This is a genomic window from Acerihabitans sp., assembly GCF_036398755.1.
GTDB lineage: Bacteria > Pseudomonadota > Gammaproteobacteria > Enterobacterales > Enterobacteriaceae > Acerihabitans.
Genome location: NZ_DASWOM010000050.1, coordinates 18,826 through 35,866, shown reverse-complemented (window position 1 = coordinate 35,866; position 17,041 = coordinate 18,826). Strand labels below are relative to the sequence as shown.

Genomic DNA, 17,041 nt, shown 5'->3' with positions numbered 1-17,041 from the left:
TCATTTGATGCCGGAAAAACCAAAACCACTGAGAAAGTGCTTTTGACAGAATATAAAGGCCACCATCAACGGCAGGCAGACCATCAGCGAGCCGGCGCAGATCATGCCCCACTGCCCGCCGGACTCCGCCCCCATGGCGAAAGACGCCAGCCCGACGGTCAGCACCTGCTTATCGGGATCGTTAAGCACCATCAGCGGCCAGAGAAATTCGTTCCAGTGATAGGTAATGGTCACGGCGGCAAACGCCATCAGCGCCGGGCGGGTCATGGGCAGCAGCACATACAGCACCACCTGCCACCAGCGGCTGCCTTCCATCAGCGCCGCGTCTTCCAGTTCGCGTGGAATATTCAGGAAGGCCTGGCGCATCAGGAAGACGCCGAAGGCCGACGCGAAGTACGGCATCATGGCGCCGGTCAGGGTATTAAGCAGGCCAAGCTGGTGCAGGGTCATCATATTGGGCACCATCAGCATTACCGGCATGATCATCAATTGGATCAACAACAGGTAAAACAGCAGGGTTTTACCGCGGAACTCATGGTAGGCGAACACATATCCGGCGGTGGTGATGGTGACCAACTGCGCCAGGAAGGTGCCCAGCGCGAAAATCAGCGTATTGGCGTACAGCCGCAGCCAATCGGCGCTGTCCCAGGCCCCGGCAAGCGTGGCCAGCGTCAACGGCCGGCGCGGGACCAGCGAGGCCATCGCCGGGGAAAAGCTGTCCGGGCTGATGGCGGCGGAAAACATCCACAGCAGGGGCGACAGCCACAGGAAAGCGGCGCACGCCAGCAGCAGGAATAACGTTTTCAGCGGAAACGAAGGATTAGCGCTCATAGTGCACCCCTTTTTCCAGGGTACGCAGATTCACGACTGATATCACAAACAGCGCGACCACGGTAAAAAAGGTGGCGGCCGAGGCTTTGCCGAAATCGTGGCTGTTGTTGGCCAGATCCTGGATGTAATACAACAGCACCGAGGTGGCGTTATTGGGGCCGCCCTGGGTCATGATGGCCACATGATCGATTTGAGTGATGGAATACACCAGGGCGATAATGATGACGAAGTTAAGCGTCGGCCTGAGCAACGGCAGCGTGATATACCAGAATATCTGGCGCTCCGTCGCCCCTTCCATCAGCGCGGCCTCGCGCGGCGAAGCGGGCATGCCCTGCAGGGCGGCCAGAAAAAACAGCATATAATAGCCGGCAAACTTCCAGATGCCGACCAGCGCCAGGGCAAACAGCGCGCTCTTGCCCATGCCGAGGTAGTTAATGCCCATGGGGCCGGCGATTTTAGCCAGGTAATAGTCCAGCAGGCCCAGGTTGGGAATAAAGATAAAGGTCCAAAGCGTTGCGGCGCTGACCAGGGGAATAATGGTCGGGAAAAAAAACGCCGCGCGCAGCAGCCGGTTGAAACGGGTATTGCGCGCCAGCCAGACCGCAAGCGACAGCGCCAGGATCACGCCGGGCACCACCGTAATCAGGATATAGATCAGGTTATTGCCGACGGAGAGCCAAAACACCGGGTCCCGGAACAGGCGGACAAAATTGTCCAGTCCGACAAAAGGCGGATTATCGCTGGAGAGCCGTGAGTCATACAGGCTATCCACCAGCGAGCGCATCAGGGGAAAATAGGTAAAGCCGGCTAAAAAGACCAGGGTTGGCGCCAGCAGCAAATAGGGGAAAAAGCGTTTTAACATAAATAGACTTCTGCACGGCGACGTCAAGTGGCCCCTATGCTAAGGGGCGTGCTTTACGGTTTTAAGACAAAAGCATGACGGAATAATGATCGCGGGCGCGGAAAGCCGCCGTGTTAAGTTGCCGGCGGCGCTGCAATCCGCCGCGCTAAGTTGCCGGGGCGGTGCTGGATCCGCGGGTGTCTGGCGACGGACGGCTATCCCAGCAGGCCGGCGCCGACGTTTATCGACAGGCCGAGGATGGCGAGATTAAAAATAAAGGAAATAACAGATTGCAGCAACGTCGCCTTGCGCGCCTCGGTGGTGCCGGTTGCGACATCCGCGGTCTGGGAGGCGACGGCAATGGTGAACGAAAAATAGAGGAAATCCCAGTACAGCGGTTTTTCCGGCTCTTTGGGAAACAGCAGCGGCACTTCATCCACGTCCCGGTCGCGGTAGAACAGATGGGCATAGTGCATGGCAAAGGCGGTGGGCAGCAGCGCCCAGGAGACCACCAGCGTTACGCCGGTCAGGATCAAATGCCAGGCTTTTACCGAGCCGGAAAGCTGTTTTACCGTGCTCAGTTCCAGCAGGATCACCGCTACGCTGACCATACAGGTCAAGGTCACCAGCGCCAGCACCGTACTGGCGCTTTCGTCCTGGCGCAAGGCGATGGCGTGCATATCCTCCGGCCCGGCGCGCATCATCTCCCACCACAAAAATAATAAATACAGCCATGCCAGGGCGTTCCAGCTGATCATCAGGCGCAGCAGCGTGGAAAACGGCGCGGGCAGGCACCAGTAGCAGAAAACGCCGGCGGCGATGGCAATCAGCAGCCGGGGCCGGGCGGTAAAATAGTGCTTAACGGGATGGAGAAAGCGCATAAACTGGGTCGGCCTTGTCATTAGTGAAAGAACAGCAAACCCATGAGACGTCGAGGCATCGTCCAGGCCTGTAGATGAAATATAGTTTAAAATAAAAATAGAGCGGCCAGGTCGGAAAAACAAGCAACGCCAGAAAAATTGCGGCTGGCGTCCGGGTTTTACACTGGTGCCCCTGGCCCTGCGGGAGCACCAGGCGGGTATCATCATGGCATGGGCAAAAAGCTGCGGCCTACCGGCTGACATTAGCCACGCGGTACTGGGATCAAGGTGTATGGCCGGGCAATCTATGCGTTGGCATAACCCATTTCAAAAGATGCTTAAACTCGTCTACTGAGGAAAGTATATCTAAGTAGCATTGAATATAAATATTATCTGAGTTATCTTCCGTCAAAACATAATCCATTCTCACCGTGTTCAACAGGTTGGCAGAACGCTCATTTAACGCATGGTGCTCAACGAAAGCCTCGGGCGTTATATCTCCAAGAATAAACTGGGCAATATTGATATAGATATAGGGTAAATAACGGTTCGCTCGTTTCCTGGCCCTTGTGCCAATGCTGTGCTTCAAACTCACTACTATATTCAACAGGTTGATTAGCCGCGCTCTTTTCAACATAATCTCCTCGTTTATGGCAATTTTTTCAGTTTCATAATAAATAGTGGCGCGATTAACCGCTTTCTTTTCCGTTGGTGTAAACATAGAAAACCACTGTGGCTGCCGTCGCCTGATACTGTCACCGCCTAGATAAGGATAATAACCCACGGTAACCCCAAACTTATCAGCTAAATATTGCCCGGTACTATTTATCATCTCAAACCCTTCAAAACACGAAACATACTCTATATATCTGAGTTCAGACAACACCGGCAGGGTGGGATTGATGTATGTCAAAGCGTGGAGTATATGGGTGAATTCGTCGATATCCATATCATCTCTGCCAAAACCTTTCACATGCATAACAATATCTAATCGGTTGTTTGCGTTTCCTGGCGCAGACAGTGACCACTGATGGCCCAGCAGCAGTTTCTGGCGTTTTTTCGCTTCATCGACCACCGCAATGGGCGCGGGTTGACTGGCCGTTTTCATACTCTCTACAGCGCTGGCGTCTTCAATTAAAATGGGTAATGGCCTTGAGACACCATGAGGGGTCCCGGCAAATAAATAATACTGTCTTGATGCATGCCGTGGATGTAATTTTCCAGACACCATGGTGCCCATTTCTTCCGCCACTATGATGCAGGGACCTTCTTCAAAATGGGCATTAAAATAATTATTCCGCGCGCCGAAAAATTTTCCCTTACCTAAACTAATTAATAAATTAACAATTACTCCCTTATCATCTAAAACGGCCAATAAATTACCAGCGCTGATACGCAATAAGTCGGAAAACTCAGCTATCTGTATTGATTCTCGCAGGTAGTTATCAACAGACGTATCCGACCTCTCCGCCCAACCTATGATGACAACCATCCTGTCAAGTTCTGCATTGGTTATTAAATTGGCCTCCCTGAGAAAATAGTATGGGAAATGTACTTTGCCCATGGACGTCTGTTGAGGAGATTCATATTCTCTCCAATGTGCAGCCATTTTTCTTGCAATATCTACTATAGAAAAATTTTCATTATCAGCAATAGCTATTTTATGAGGCTTTCTTTTGACAATATATTTGATTACTGCGGCCTTATACCACAGGGCTTCTCTTAATATAAAAGCACCTTTAACAAATTTACCCGGAGCATCAGACAATCCATTATAGTATTCCTTAACTTTTTGAAGGTTACTAAAGTCTCTGTATTTAATCAAATAAGACTCGGTATTTTTGTTACGTGCATAATATGCAAGCCAGTTATTTTCTAAAAATACCGATTTACTCGATACGGCTCCATCAAGCTGCATAAGAGCCGGTTTCAAATCAACGATAAATGAACTTGTCCCAATAAAGATATTCAGAACAATATGAGTAAAAGCAACGGGATCATATTCGTCTTCCCAAAAATAGACCATTCTGAATTTGTGCTGAATATTTTGACTTTTTATGATATTTATATTGTACAATAACAAATTGTGTTTATTGCTTATATCTTCATTTTTTATCAATTCGTCATGTAATTTATTAATATTATTAAAATAATCTAATAATGTATCTATTATGATAGCGTCATCGTCCAACTCTGGTGAAAGCGCTACTATTATTGGCTTTAAATACATCATATAGGATAGTAAATTTCTTAACATATAATTTTCATTGATTTCAGTTAACATGCCTGGGATAGCCCGTTGTCTGATTGGCTCAAATTTTATTTCATTAAGCGGTGAGTACAGTGTTTGCGTGTTCAGGTTCAAATCATTTAGAGAAAATATCGGACCCCGATCGACAAACATGGCGGAAACCCAGGTATTATTTTTATTTTTAATGACGGGGATGGCATAATTGTAGCCATTGGATTCAGCAGAATTTGTTATCCGCCATCTTAGCAAAGATGAATCCCAAATTATCGAAAAATAGTTATTTTCTATCAAGATAAAATTGTTTTCAGCGATAAGCTGAGAGGAATCTGAAAAAATATCATCTTCCATGATAATCATTTTCGCCCGATGAGCTTCACTTGCCCATGCCTTGAGTCTTGAGTTTTTATTTTTTAGATAATTACCGCTATACTCTTTCAGCCAATTTATTTTATGCACAGCCTTAGAAAGAAAGAAACGGCTAATCTCATTCTCAATAACATTATAAAACGGTAAAGGATTCACACTGGCTAATGTATCAAATATCCCCTCGGTTATTTTAAAATTCATTGAGTGGGTGGATGTTGTCATACTACTGATAATATAATTTTTTAATGATTTATTTGGTATTTTTGCCCGCTTAGCCTGGGCTAGGATATTTTTTATTCCATCGCGACTGAGCTTATGCATTGACAGCCCGCCTGAAATAAAAGACACTAAAATATCGAATATATCAAATACCACATCTCTGAACTGCACGGTATAATCAGCATCATACCATGAATTCCAAACGACATCATAAAACGGAATTTGAGAAGTAAATATGGCCAGCCAATTTTTCTCTACTAACGACTCCTTCAAAATCAGGGCGGCATCCTCTAATGTACGTTCATTCCAATAATCCATCACATCGAGTAATGAGGTGAGCGATTTTTTTGGCTCATCAGCGATCAGAGTATAAGCGGTAGTTGGATTGGTATATTGATTGTCTTCTGGATGGATCAGTAACATACGCAGAAAATCACTATCTTCATTTTGCATCGTTTGATTCGAATAAAACAAAGAAGAAATTTCAGACACGCTAGCACCGATTTGTCGCCTGCTCTTAATTGACAAATCAAAAAGTGTCTCATTCCATTCATACATCAATCGTTTGATAAAATAATTTTCTTCCGCATTATCCAGTATTTTGGTAAATGGCGCATTAAGCAAAGTAGATATTACGGCCAGTCTGTTGTTCTGGGTTTTAACAATGGATATATAACCTATATTATCCGCCGGCACAAAGACCCATGTATCATGGGATAGCGGATTCAACAGGTATTTTCTTGAATATATTTTGAAAGTATAAAGCTCTCGCGGCGGAAATATTATATCCAAAAAATCAATATTCGAGTGCTCAACGAGCTTCCTAGTGATATTTCTTGCCTCCATATAAATGTCATGATACTTGTATTCTTCAAATTGATTAAAATACAAATCGCCATCTTTTATTTCTTGCAAAGAAACCACATTAAATATGCTGGTATAATTTTCTTTTTTGCGCAGCTCGTAATCATTGTAATTAAGTAGTTCATAATGATAGTATTCTTTAATGACATCTATCACGTTTAATGAAGCCATATAATTCCTGCTTTCGGGGAAAAAATCCATGTACCAAAAAGTGGCTGATTTGATTAGAACATTTATATTTCCCTGCTGCAGTTGCCTATTATACTCAATAAGAATATCCTGCGTAGCGTTAGGCGTAACATGTCCAAATAAAATATTTCTCATGGCGGCAACTTTAGCCATGGCTAAACGCTGTGCCTGGGTGACAACTTGAAAACTGACCTCATTATTGATAAATACTTCAGCATATTGATTAAAAGTATGCTGCATCTCCTTAATATACTCCAGCAAAATTATACATTCCTTATCAAATATAATCTGCTGGCTCATTGTCATATACCACTGATTATGACTCGGCTCAACATAATCTGGTGAAAAATTCAAATTACGCCTGACACTTTGTTCTATTATATCGATGCTTTTATCATAATTTCTTATATTGGTAATAAACCAGTCCTGAGATGAAACCTCTTCGTTATCGGTTACCCGGATAAATTCCATTAGTTTCATCACTCTGCTAATATGCGAATTATCATTCACCTCCTGTTTTAGAAAGGAGAATATTTGCTGACAAAAATTTTCTTTAAGCTTTTCCGGATGTATGTCTGAGTAGACATCACTGAATATTTCCCAATAGTCACTAATTTCCCCTGGCATTATTAGATTATTACCATATACACTGATACCATTAGCCCTGCTATATTCTAAAATATAATAACAAAACCTTATAACTATTGCCTTCGCCAGCCCCGAGATATCTTCTTCTATCAACGACATATATAGCTGACGATCGTTGAGATATAATAATTTTTCCAAGGGGGAATAATCAGGTTCAAATGATAATTCATTGGTGTATTGTTTATGCGTTTCCTCCAGTATTACCATATAGCTAAAAATTTTTTTCTGCGTTTTTTTTTCATGTTCCGTAGCATCATTCAAGAACATTTTATTGAGGTATTCCTTTGCCTCATAAAAGGTCATACCATTTTTTAAAGCAACGGTTTGACGGATAATACTAAAATCTATTTTTTTAAAAGCATCCCGAAAGTCATTATCAATATCGGTGAAAAAATCATCCAACATAACTCTACCATCACTATTATCAAAAAACCCGCTTTTTGACACTAATAGTGATGGGGGAACGGATAAACATTGAGTGATAAGTCTCTCGCAATATTTTTTGAGCAAAAGAGTATCAAGGGATTCTCTTTTATTATCCAGATAGGTCAAATGGTCAAAAATAAATTTCACCTTTGCTGCTAAAAACTGATCATATTCCAGCAGCCATGCCGTCGTCCAGCTGTTCTCATGCGTCAATTTACTAAATTCATCGAAAAAACGCTGATGTAATTTATTTGCATTTACATTAGGTAAATTTATGGCGATATAGCATTGAGCACCATCGCTATTGTCGCTGTCCCTGTCGGCAAACATTATCTGTTCTGCGGCACGGCCAGGGTTTGATGGACTGGTCTCGCCGGTGGCCTGCGCGCCAGGAAAACTAAACATATTATCCAAAATAGCATGCCATGCGAATACCTTTGGCGTGGCTGATTGTAGCATTGGCGCGCGTGGGTGGAGGCGTACTCCTTCAACTGGCACGGCTAGCACTGAAGGGCCTGGGTCATTTGTCCTATGGCTATTAACTGTATCCCTTGCGGGTGCCAATCGGAAACAGGAATTGAACACGCCGATCAAATGATTGATTAATGAAAAAAACACTGTAAATACGCTGTCATTGATATTAGCTATAACGTCTTCAACATGATAATCAGTACCGTCTGACACCAAAAGCCTTCCCTGGAATAAGCCGACATAAATTTTATTTCCACTGGGTAGCGTAATTTTTTTTGCGGTAACAAATGCGCCATCATTTCCAACTTCAACTTTTATATATCGTCTATCGTGGTCATATAATAAAAGTTCTTGGCGACTGTTGAGTTCATTACTGCATGCCAAAAGGTAGTCAATATTTTTCCCGTGATCATTATTTTTTTTGCCATAGGTTAAACTATAGTTATTCTCATTATTAATATTGTCACAAAAAATTGACTCCATATTATATACATGACTTAGCTCATCTAGGATATGAGATTTTGTTGCCATGAAATTGATATTAGAAGTATTATAAATTTGTAGGGAGGCATTAGAAATAAGATAATCTCCACGCATAATAAATTCCTTGGATTAATGAGGCCACTGAATTTTTGATAGCTAAAGCAGGATGTCTAAAAAAACATAGCTAGACTAAAGCAATTCAGCGAGCAGGCATCAATAGTTTTACATAATTTATTATTTACGGCGTGTCACCGGATCATCGGGCATAGGCCATGCCTGGATCCTAGGGTTTGATGTGGCTACCGGCGGCAAATCACCCGGGCAATGTCCGCGGAGGTTTTTAACACCCTGACTTCGCCAAACAGCATGGCCGCCTCGTCATACTCCTGGCGCAGGAATCCAAGCCATTGCTTGATGCGCGCTACGTGGTACAGCCCGGTATCGCCCTGCTTTTCCTGGTGTACATATTTTTGCAGCAGGTCCATCACCTGGGGCCACGGCATCCTCGGCTCATGATATTTTATCACCCGGCTCAGGTTCGGCAGGCTTAGCGCGCCGCGGCCCAGCATCACCGCGTCGCAGCCGGTTAGCGCCAGGCAGTCGCCGGCGCTTTTTCCGTCACGGATTTCCCCGTTGGCAATCACCGGAATGGTTAAACGCCGGCGGATTGCCGCAATCGCCGGCCAGTCGATGCGCTCCGCCTGGTAACCGTCCTCCTTGGTGCGGCCGTGGACCACCAGTTCGGTCGCGCCCGCCTGCTGGACCGCGTCGGCAATTTCAATGCTGCGATGGGAATTATCCCAGCCCAGGCGGATTTTTACCGTTACCGGCAAATGGGCCGGCACGGCGGCGCGCATGGCTTTGGCTCCCCGGTAGATAAGTTCGGGATCTTTGAGCAGCGTGGCGCCGCCGCCGCTGCCGTTTACCGTTTTGGAAGGACAGCCGCAGTTGAGATCCACGCCCAGGGAGCCGAGTTGCACCGCGCGCCAGGCATTTTCCGCCAGCCATTCGGGATATTGACCCAATAGCTGAACCCGCACCGGCGTACCGTCGGGCGTGCGGCTGGCGTGATGCAGTTCCGGACACAAGCGGTAAAAGGATTTTACCGGCAGCAGGCTGTCCACCACCCGCAGGAATTCGGTGATGCAAAGATCGTAATCGTTAACCTCGCAAAGCAGTTCCCGCAACAGCGAGTCGAGAACGCCTTCCATCGGTGCCAGTAATACGCGCATAAAGTGTCCGGCCGGAGAGAGGCGCCATAGTAGGTGATTAGACCTGACAAAATCAACGTTTTTACCATTCGGTCGGCGACAAACTGCGCCCATAAAAAAACCGCCGCGCTTGCGCGGGCGGTCAGGAAACGAGATAAATTCGGGTGGATTGGGCCGGGAATCCAACGCGGGCCAAGCGGCGCCGGGCGGTGCCCGAGAACCCGGGTTAATCCCGGGCCTCAGGCAATCAAGCGCGGCTTATTTCTTGCCGCGGCTGTCACCACGCGCGCCGGCACCCGCATACGCGGAGGAACCGCCGGCCGAACGACGCGGCGCGCCGCTGCGGCCCGGCTGCGAAGCGCCTTCACCCGGGCGGCGACGCTGCGGGGGACGGCCGTCGCGGGCGCCGCCTTCGCGCGCGCTATTGCCGCTATCACGCGCGCCGACATTGCCGGACGACGGGCCGCCACGTGAGGGGCCACCACGCGACGGGCCGCTTGAGCGGCTGCCGCGGCCGGTTTGCAGCGGTTCGGCCTTGATGGTCGGATCCGGCTCATAGCCGGGTACCGCAATGCGCTGAATCGGTTTTTTAAGCAGGCGTTCGATATCGCGCAGCAGGCCGAATTCGTCAACACAGACCAGCGACAGCGCCTCGCCGGTGGCGTCGGCGCGGCCGGTACGGCCGATGCGGTGTACATAGTCTTCGGCAATCTGCGGCAGCTCATAGTTGACTACGTGCGGCAACAGATCGATGTCCAGGCCGCGGGCGGCGATATCGGTCGCCACCAGCACGCGGATTTGACCGGCTTTAAAATCCGCCAGCGCCCGGGTGCGCGCGCCCTGGCTTTTATTGCCATGGATTGCCGCCGAGGTGATGCCGTCTTTATTGAGCAGTTCCGCCAGGTGATTGGCGCCATGCTTGGTGCGGGTAAACACCAGCACCTGCCGCCAGTCATGCTTGCCGATCATATATGACAGCAGTTCGCGTTTGCGTTTTTTATCCACCAGATGCACGCATTGCTCAATCTGATCGGCGGCGGCATTGTTGCGCGCGACAGAGACGGCGGCCGGATTGCTCAGCAGCGTATTGGCCAGCACCTTGATTTCATCGGAGAAGGTGGCCGAGAACATCAGGCTCTGTCTTTTCGCCGGCAGCAGTTTCATGACGCGGCGAATGTCGTGGATAAAGCCCATGTCCAGCATGCGGTCCGCTTCGTCCAGCACCAGTATTTCGACGCTCGACAGGTCGACGGCGCGCTGCTGCGCCAAATCCAGCAGACGGCCGGGGGTGGCGACCAGCACATCAACGCCGCCGCGCAGCTTCATCATCTGCGGGTTAATGCTCACGCCGCCGAAAACCACCAGCGAACGGATAGGAAGATGGGCGCTGTATTCAACGACATTTTCGCCTATCTGCGCCGCCAGTTCACGCGTCGGGGTCAGGATAAGCGCCCGTACCGGACGCCGCCCTTTTACCGCCAGGTTCTGGGTCAGCAGTTGCAGGATTGGCAGGGTAAACGCGGCGGTTTTACCGGTGCCGGTCTGTGCGCTGGCCATGATATCGCGGCCTTGCAGCACAAACGGAATAGCCTGGGATTGTATGGGAGTCGGCTTGTCGTAGCCCTTCTCGGATAACGCACGCAAAATCTCGGCACTTAGGCCAAGTGAATCAAATGACATAATAATGAAAAACTCCAGATCCGCCCCGACGTCGCCTGTCCAGTCTGCGCTCAGGGGGATAATCAGATGGGAGGCAAAGCCTTACCATGGTGAACGGACAAAAACTATTGTACGGATTGTAGCAAAATTACCGGCAAAAGGGGATGGGTATCCGGTAAATAACTGTAATCTGGCCTGCCCTACTGGCGCTACAGGCGGCTTTTGTTGCTGATAAACCAAGGAAAAATGACCTAAACATTAATGGGCTTTAAGGAATTTATCCAGGAATTGTTTGGTGCGTTCGTGCTCGGGATAGGTAAAAATCGCCTTGGCCGAGCCCTGTTCGGTGATAACGCCCTGGTCCATGAATATCGCCCGGTCGGCCACATCGCGGGCAAAACTCATCTCATGGGTGACGATGATCATGGTGCGTTTTTCTTCCGCCAGCGCGCGGATGGCGCTCAGCACTTCACCCACCAGCTCCGGATCCAGCGCCGAGGTGGGTTCGTCGAACAGAATCACCTCGGGACGCATGGCCAGCGCGCGCGCAATGGCCACCCGCTGCTGCTGGCCGCCGGAAAGACGCTTGGGATAGGCGTCTTCCTTGCCGCTCAGGCCCACTTTGGCCAGCAGCGCCCGGGCGCGCTCGATAGCCTCGGCGCGCGGTTCGCCTTTGACGATAACCGGCCCTTCGATGATATTTTCCAGCACCGTGCGATGGGGAAACAGATTAAAGCTTTGGAAGACAAAGCCCACCTGCTGGCGCAGGGCGCGGATTTGACGCTTTTGCGCACTGAGCGGCCTGGCGCCGTCGATAACGATCGACCCGACCTGGATGGTGCCGCTGTCGGGCTCCTCAAGCAAATTGATGCTGCGCAGCAGCGTGGTCTTGCCGGAGCCGCTGGGGCCGACAATGGCCAGCACGTCGCCGGTATTCACCGACAAATCTATGCCGTTCAACACCCGTTGGCCGTTGAAGGTCTTGACCAGTTGCTTCACTTCAATAGTACTCATCACGACTCCCGATCCGACGCGCGACATTGACCCGCGGGATACCTGCTTGAAACCTATGGCGCAGATTAGCATGGGAACGCGCCGTTCGCATCAGGCAAAGGGCGCGAACGTGCCGGCGCCGGATTATACGCCGGGATGATAGGCAAACAGCGCCGGCGCGCCGCCGGTATGGATAAATATCACCGGCTCGGGGCCGATGCGTTTTTGCGCGATGGCGTCGATAAGCCCGGCCATGGCCTTGCCGGTGTAGACCGGGTCGAGCAGCATCCCTTCAAGCCGGGCCAGGAGCCTGACGGCCGCCATGCCTTCTTCGTTGGGCGCGCCGTAGCCGGGCGCAAAATAGTCATCCCACAGCTCGATGGGCGCCAGCGGCGCGGTAAAATCCAGCGCCTCGGCCAATTGCCGCTGCAGGCCCGCGACCTTCGGCCGCTGCCGGGCGTCGGTCCTGGAGACCGTCACGCCGATAAGCTGTGTTTCCGGCATCATCGCCTGCAGGCCCACGGCCAGCCCGGCATGGGTGCCGCCGCTGCCTGACGCGGTGACGACATAGCCGGGGGCGAGCTGGCCGGCGCACTGATGGGCAATCTCCAGCGCGCAGCCGACATAGCCCAGCGCGCCCAGGGTATTGGAGCCGCCCACCGGCACGATATAAGGCCGGTACCCTTGCGTTTCCAGGCGTTCGGCGATGTCGGCCAGTTGACTATCGGGATCGTCGAGGGCGTCGCACAGGCTAACCTCCACGTCGAGCAGATCCAGCAGCAGACGATTGCCGTTGGTGAGGTAATTTTCCGCCCGGGTGCCTATCGGGTTCTCGAGGAGCGCGACGCAGTGGAGGCCGAGCTTGGCCGCCACCGCCGCCGTTTGCCGTACGTGGTTGGATTGGATCGCGCCGGCGGTAACGAGCGTATCCGCCCCTTGGCGCAGGGCGTCGGCGGCGAGAAACTCCAGCTTGCGCAGTTTGTTGCCGCCCATCGCCAGCGGGGTGATGTCGTCGCGCTTGATATAAATGTCCTGTCCAAGATGATCGGACAAGCGCGGGAGGTATTCGAGGGGTGTTGGCGGCCCGATGAGATCGAGGCGGTGAAAGTTGGCAAGCTGTAGCGATAAATCCATTTGCGGCTTCCTTTAACAGGATCGTTATGAGTTCAGTGTTGGCACGCTCGCCCTTGAACACGTCCGCATTGGGTTCGGCGTTAGCGGGCCTCCCGAGCCGGGGAGCGCTCGGTCGGGCGGAAACGCCACGCCCGATTCGACCCCGTCGGCGCGCCCTCCCTTGAACACCACCGCATTGGGCTTTGTGTAGCGGGTCTGGCGCGCCAGGGGGCGACTATCGTTATCGGCGGTTGCCGAAAATACGCAGCAGCATCAGGAACAGGTTGATGAAATCCAGATACAGGGTCAGCGCGCCGACGATGGAATACTTGCGATACTGATCCCTGTTGTCCATGGAGAGCTGCGAACCCATGTTTTTCAGCTTCTGGGTGTCATAGGCGGTCAGACCGACAAACACCAGTACGCCGATATAGGTCACCGCCCACATCACCGCGGTGCTCTTCAGCCAGATATTGACCACCGACGCCAGTACGATACCGATCAGCGCCATAAACAGCATGCTGCCGAAGCCGCTTAAATCGCGTTTGGTGGTGTAGCCGTAAACGGACATCGCGCCGAACATGCCTCCCGCCACCACAAAGGTGCCGGCGATGGACGAGGCGGTATAAACGATAAAAATACTCGCAAGCGTCAGGCCGGTCAGGGCGGAGTAGAGCATAAACAGCCCGGTGGCCACCGTGCCGCTCAGGCGGTTGACCATGCCGGAAATCACGAACACCAGCGCCAGTTGGGCGATAATCAGGCCAAAGAAGGTTATCTGGCTGGAGAAAATCATATTCAGCACGGCCGGCGTGCGGGCGGCGTACCAGGAAACAAAGGCGGTTAATAATAATCCGCACGTCATCCAGCCATATACCTGGGCCATAAAAGGCTGGATGCCGGCATCAGCGCGTTCAACTATCGAACCCTGGGAACGGGGAAATCGGTCCATGACTGTCACCTTTAACGTAAACGGAAAACACAGGCCGATAATCCGGCCCACCTGAAAATAGCATACCACAAAAACCGCCGGCCGAATCAAAGGCGCAACGCAAAATCACCGGGTAAATGAGCGCCTCAGGTGACCTGCCACCGGTCCGCCGCCTTACGATCGCTGTCGCGCGCATCCACCCAGCGGCTGCCTTGGGCGGTGGTTTCACGCTTCCAGAACGGCGCGCGGGTCTTGAGGTAATCCATGATAAATTCGGCGGCGGCAAAAGCCGTCCCGCGATGCGCGCCGCTGACGCCGACCAGTACGATCTGCTCGCCCGTGGCCAGCGCGCCGACCCGGTGGATAACCGTAACGCGACGCGGCGAAAAGCGCCGGCGGGCCTCGGCCACAATTTCCGCCAGGGCCTTTTCCGTCATGCCGGGATAGTGTTCAAGCGTCAGGGTACTGACCTCGTCGCCCAGGTTACGGCCACGCACCTTGCCGGTAAACGTGACCACCGCGCCGTCGTCGTCGCAATCCGCCAGCCAGGCGTACTCCCGCGCCAGGTCGAAAGGCTGCGGGCCGACGTAAATACGGGTGTCGGACCTCTCGGTCCATTCGTCGATAGTCATTCAGCCTCCGGTTACCGGCGGGAAAAACGCCACTTCATCGCCGCTGGCGAGCGGATGCTCACGCGGCACCAGCGCCCGGTTTACCGCCGACAACAGCTGTTCCGCGTCCAGGGCCAGCGACCAGCGGTCCCCCCTTTGCGCAAGCGCCAGGCGCAGCGCTTCGACGTTGTCGTATCCGGCGTCAAGCGTCAGGCTGTCGACCCCCACCAGTTCCCGCACCTGGGCAAAAAACAGCACGGTAATCATAAATCCTCCGCCGTAAAATCCCCGGATTTGCCGCCGCTTTTCGTCAGCAGCCTGACCGGCCCGATAACCATATCCTTCTGCACCGCTTTGCACATGTCGTAGATGGTCAACGCCGCCACCGAGGCGGCGGTCAGCGCCTCCATCTCCACGCCGGTCTTGCCGGTCAACCGGCATAGGGTTTCGATGCGCACCCGATGCCGCGCGCTGTCCGCCGTCAGGTGGACCTCGACCTTGCTGAGCGCCAGCGGATGGCACAGCGGGATCAGTTCCCAGGTGCGCTTGGCGGCCTGGATGCCGGCGATGCGCGCGGTGGCGAACACATCGCCTTTGTGATGCTGGCCGTCGACAATCATCGCCAGCGTCTGCGCGTCCATGGTGACAAACGCCTCGGCGCGGGCTTCCCGCAGCGTCTCGACCTTGGCGGAAACATCCACCATATGGGCTTCGCCGCTGGCGTTGATATGGGTAAATGATGACATACTCTTCCTTAACCGCCGATAAAAGACAGATTGCGGGTGCCGCCGGTATTGCCGTCATGCAGGAAATGGGTTTGTTTTTTAAGCCGCAGTCCGCCGGTAATACGCTCTTTAAGCATTGCCAGCCCCTGGTCGTCGCCCAGCAGATCGCGCAGGGGAATGCCGTCTTCGCCAAACAGGCACAGATGGAGATTGCCGACGGCGGAGACCCGCAGCCGGTTACAGCTGGCGCAGAAATCCTTGGCATAAGGCATGATAAGACCTATCTCGCCCTGGTAATCCGGGTGGCGGAACACCAGCGCCGGGCCGTCGCTGCGGCCGCGCGGCTGCAATTCCCAGCCCATCGGCTCAAGCCGGCGGCGCAGGGTCTCGCCGGACACATGGCGGGTGCGGAACAAATCGGCGCCGTCGCCGGTTTCCATGAGTTCGATAAACCGCAGCTGGATGGGCCGGGTTTTAATCCAGGCGAGAAAGTCATCAAGATGGATATCGTTGACGTTGCGCATCAGCACGGTATTGACTTTTACCTTACTGAAACCGGCGGCGAACGCGGCGTCGATACCGGCCATCACCTGGCGGAACTTGTCCTGTCCGGTGATAAGCCTGAACTGGCGCGGGTCAAGGCTGTCGACGCTGACGTTAAGCGCGGTCAGGCCGGCCTCGCGCCAGCCGGCGATATCCCGCGCCAGCCGGTAGCCATTGGTGGTGACCGCCAGGGTGCTGATTTGCGCATGGGACCGCACGGCGGCGATAATCTCGCGAAAATCGCGCCGCAGGGAAGGCTCGCCGCCGGTCAGGCGCACTTTTTCCGTGCCCAGTTCGGCAAAGGCGCGGGTAACGCGCCGGATTTCATCCAGCGACAGGAAACTTTTGTTGGTATTGCCGTCGGGCCGGTAGCCGTCGGGCAAGCAGTAGGTACAACGAAAGTTACAGACGTCCGTGACGGACAGGCGCAAATAATAAAACTTGCGCGCAAACGCATCGATAAGCTCTGGCACCGTTAAACACCTTTCCAAATACGGGAGATGCGGACATTTCTATCCTGCACCCTGGTGGCTGTCGCCACGGCCTGAACGCCATATCGCTCGCGAGAGCCACTTAGGCCTAAAGGCTAGGAGTCAACTTCACCGGCGGTTTATACGCGCGGTGAAACCTGGTTGAAAATTATTCTATCCTTAATTATTACCTTACGCCATGACATGATGGAGAAATAACGCTATATAAACAAATATATAGCGTTATTGCGGCAGGTTTTCGCCGCCTGAAAATGTGATGGAACATCATGATATTGCGAGCCAGTACGCGAATTCGGTTGGGGCATTTCGCTTTTG

General features: G+C 52.0%; 13 protein-coding genes and 1 riboswitch. All 13 genes read right to left on the bottom strand.

Features of this window, described 5'->3' with window-relative positions; genetic code table 11:
• Positions 1–831, bottom strand: a complete 831-nt coding sequence (locus tag VGC33_RS08935; protein ID WP_331120404.1) for a carbohydrate ABC transporter permease — start codon at positions 829–831, stop codon at positions 1–3.
• Positions 821–1,693, bottom strand: coding sequence for a carbohydrate ABC transporter permease (locus VGC33_RS08930; RefSeq protein ID WP_331120403.1), 873 nt, complete (start codon positions 1,691–1,693; stop codon positions 821–823). Before VGC33_RS08930 ends, VGC33_RS08935 begins: the two co-directional genes overlap by 11 nt.
• 194 nt (positions 1,694–1,887) lie before the next feature.
• Positions 1,888–2,553: a DUF1345 domain-containing protein gene (locus tag VGC33_RS08925; protein WP_331120402.1), complete on the bottom strand. Its 666-nt coding sequence runs from the start codon at positions 2,551–2,553 to the stop codon at positions 1,888–1,890.
• Positions 2,554–2,815: 262 nt separating this feature from the next.
• Complete coding sequence (locus VGC33_RS08920; RefSeq protein WP_331120401.1) at positions 2,816–8,563, bottom strand: hypothetical protein; 5,748 nt, start codon at positions 8,561–8,563, stop codon at positions 2,816–2,818.
• Positions 8,564–8,748: 185 nt separating this feature from the next.
• Positions 8,749–9,681, bottom strand: a complete 933-nt coding sequence (gene dusC, locus VGC33_RS08915; protein WP_331120400.1) for a tRNA dihydrouridine(16) synthase DusC — start codon at positions 9,679–9,681, stop codon at positions 8,749–8,751.
• Between the two features lie 237 nt (positions 9,682–9,918).
• Complete coding sequence (rhlE, locus tag VGC33_RS08910) at positions 9,919–11,340, bottom strand: ATP-dependent RNA helicase RhlE (protein ID WP_331120399.1); 1,422 nt, start codon at positions 11,338–11,340, stop codon at positions 9,919–9,921.
• A gap of 237 nt (positions 11,341–11,577) precedes the next feature.
• Complete coding sequence (gene tcyN / locus VGC33_RS08905) at positions 11,578–12,333, bottom strand: L-cystine ABC transporter ATP-binding protein TcyN (RefSeq protein ID WP_331120398.1); 756 nt, start codon at positions 12,331–12,333, stop codon at positions 11,578–11,580.
• A gap of 123 nt (positions 12,334–12,456) precedes the next feature.
• Positions 12,457–13,446 carry a D-cysteine desulfhydrase gene (locus tag VGC33_RS08900; RefSeq protein WP_331120397.1) on the bottom strand — a complete coding sequence of 330 codons (990 nt, stop codon included), beginning with the start codon at positions 13,444–13,446 and terminating at the stop codon, positions 12,457–12,459.
• A gap of 220 nt (positions 13,447–13,666) precedes the next feature.
• On the bottom strand, positions 13,667–14,377 hold the full coding sequence (locus VGC33_RS08895; RefSeq protein WP_331120396.1) for a Bax inhibitor-1/YccA family protein: 711 nt from the start codon (positions 14,375–14,377) through the stop codon (positions 13,667–13,669).
• Between the two features lie 125 nt (positions 14,378–14,502).
• Complete coding sequence (gene moaE, locus VGC33_RS08890; RefSeq protein WP_331120395.1) at positions 14,503–14,988, bottom strand: molybdopterin synthase catalytic subunit MoaE; 486 nt, start codon at positions 14,986–14,988, stop codon at positions 14,503–14,505.
• Complete coding sequence (gene moaD / locus VGC33_RS08885) at positions 14,989–15,234, bottom strand: molybdopterin synthase sulfur carrier subunit (protein WP_331120394.1); 246 nt, start codon at positions 15,232–15,234, stop codon at positions 14,989–14,991.
• The gene (gene moaC, locus VGC33_RS08880) at positions 15,231–15,713 is read right to left on the bottom strand and encodes a cyclic pyranopterin monophosphate synthase MoaC (RefSeq protein ID WP_331120393.1); all 483 of its coding nucleotides are present in this window, start codon (positions 15,711–15,713) and stop codon (positions 15,231–15,233) included. Before moaC ends, moaD begins: the two co-directional genes overlap by 4 nt.
• A gap of 8 nt (positions 15,714–15,721) precedes the next feature.
• Positions 15,722–16,708 carry a GTP 3',8-cyclase MoaA gene (moaA, locus tag VGC33_RS08875; protein WP_331120392.1) on the bottom strand — a complete coding sequence of 329 codons (987 nt, stop codon included), beginning with the start codon at positions 16,706–16,708 and terminating at the stop codon, positions 15,722–15,724.
• Positions 16,700–16,840: riboswitch (molybdenum cofactor riboswitch) on the bottom strand. It overlaps the preceding gene by 9 nt.
• Between the last annotated feature and the right edge of the window lie 201 nt (positions 16,841–17,041).

What these genes read in the sequence shown, in the direction of transcription:
- VGC33_RS08900 (WP_331120397.1), bottom strand. Translation starts at nt 13,446, where the DNA reads ATGGATTTATCGCTACAGCTTGCCAACTTTCACCGCCTCGATCTCATC.
- VGC33_RS08935 (WP_331120404.1), bottom strand. Translation starts at nt 831, where the DNA reads ATGAGCGCTAATCCTTCGTTTCCGCTGAAAACGTTATTCCTGCTGCTG.
- moaD (WP_331120394.1), bottom strand. Translation starts at nt 15,234, where the DNA reads ATGATTACCGTGCTGTTTTTTGCCCAGGTGCGGGAACTGGTGGGGGTC.
- moaC (WP_331120393.1), bottom strand. Translation starts at nt 15,713, where the DNA reads ATGTCATCATTTACCCATATCAACGCCAGCGGCGAAGCCCATATGGTG.
- rhlE (WP_331120399.1), bottom strand. Translation starts at nt 11,340, where the DNA reads ATGTCATTTGATTCACTTGGCCTAAGTGCCGAGATTTTGCGTGCGTTA.
- VGC33_RS08895 (WP_331120396.1), bottom strand. Translation starts at nt 14,377, where the DNA reads ATGGACCGATTTCCCCGTTCCCAGGGTTCGATAGTTGAACGCGCTGAT.
- dusC (WP_331120400.1), bottom strand. Translation starts at nt 9,681, where the DNA reads ATGCGCGTATTACTGGCACCGATGGAAGGCGTTCTCGACTCGCTGTTG.
- VGC33_RS08920 (WP_331120401.1), bottom strand. Translation starts at nt 8,563, where the DNA reads ATGCGTGGAGATTATCTTATTTCTAATGCCTCCCTACAAATTTATAAT.
- VGC33_RS08925 (WP_331120402.1), bottom strand. Translation starts at nt 2,553, where the DNA reads ATGCGCTTTCTCCATCCCGTTAAGCACTATTTTACCGCCCGGCCCCGG.
- moaE (WP_331120395.1), bottom strand. Translation starts at nt 14,988, where the DNA reads ATGACTATCGACGAATGGACCGAGAGGTCCGACACCCGTATTTACGTC.
- VGC33_RS08930 (WP_331120403.1), bottom strand. Translation starts at nt 1,693, where the DNA reads ATGTTAAAACGCTTTTTCCCCTATTTGCTGCTGGCGCCAACCCTGGTC.
- tcyN (WP_331120398.1), bottom strand. Translation starts at nt 12,333, where the DNA reads ATGAGTACTATTGAAGTGAAGCAACTGGTCAAGACCTTCAACGGCCAA.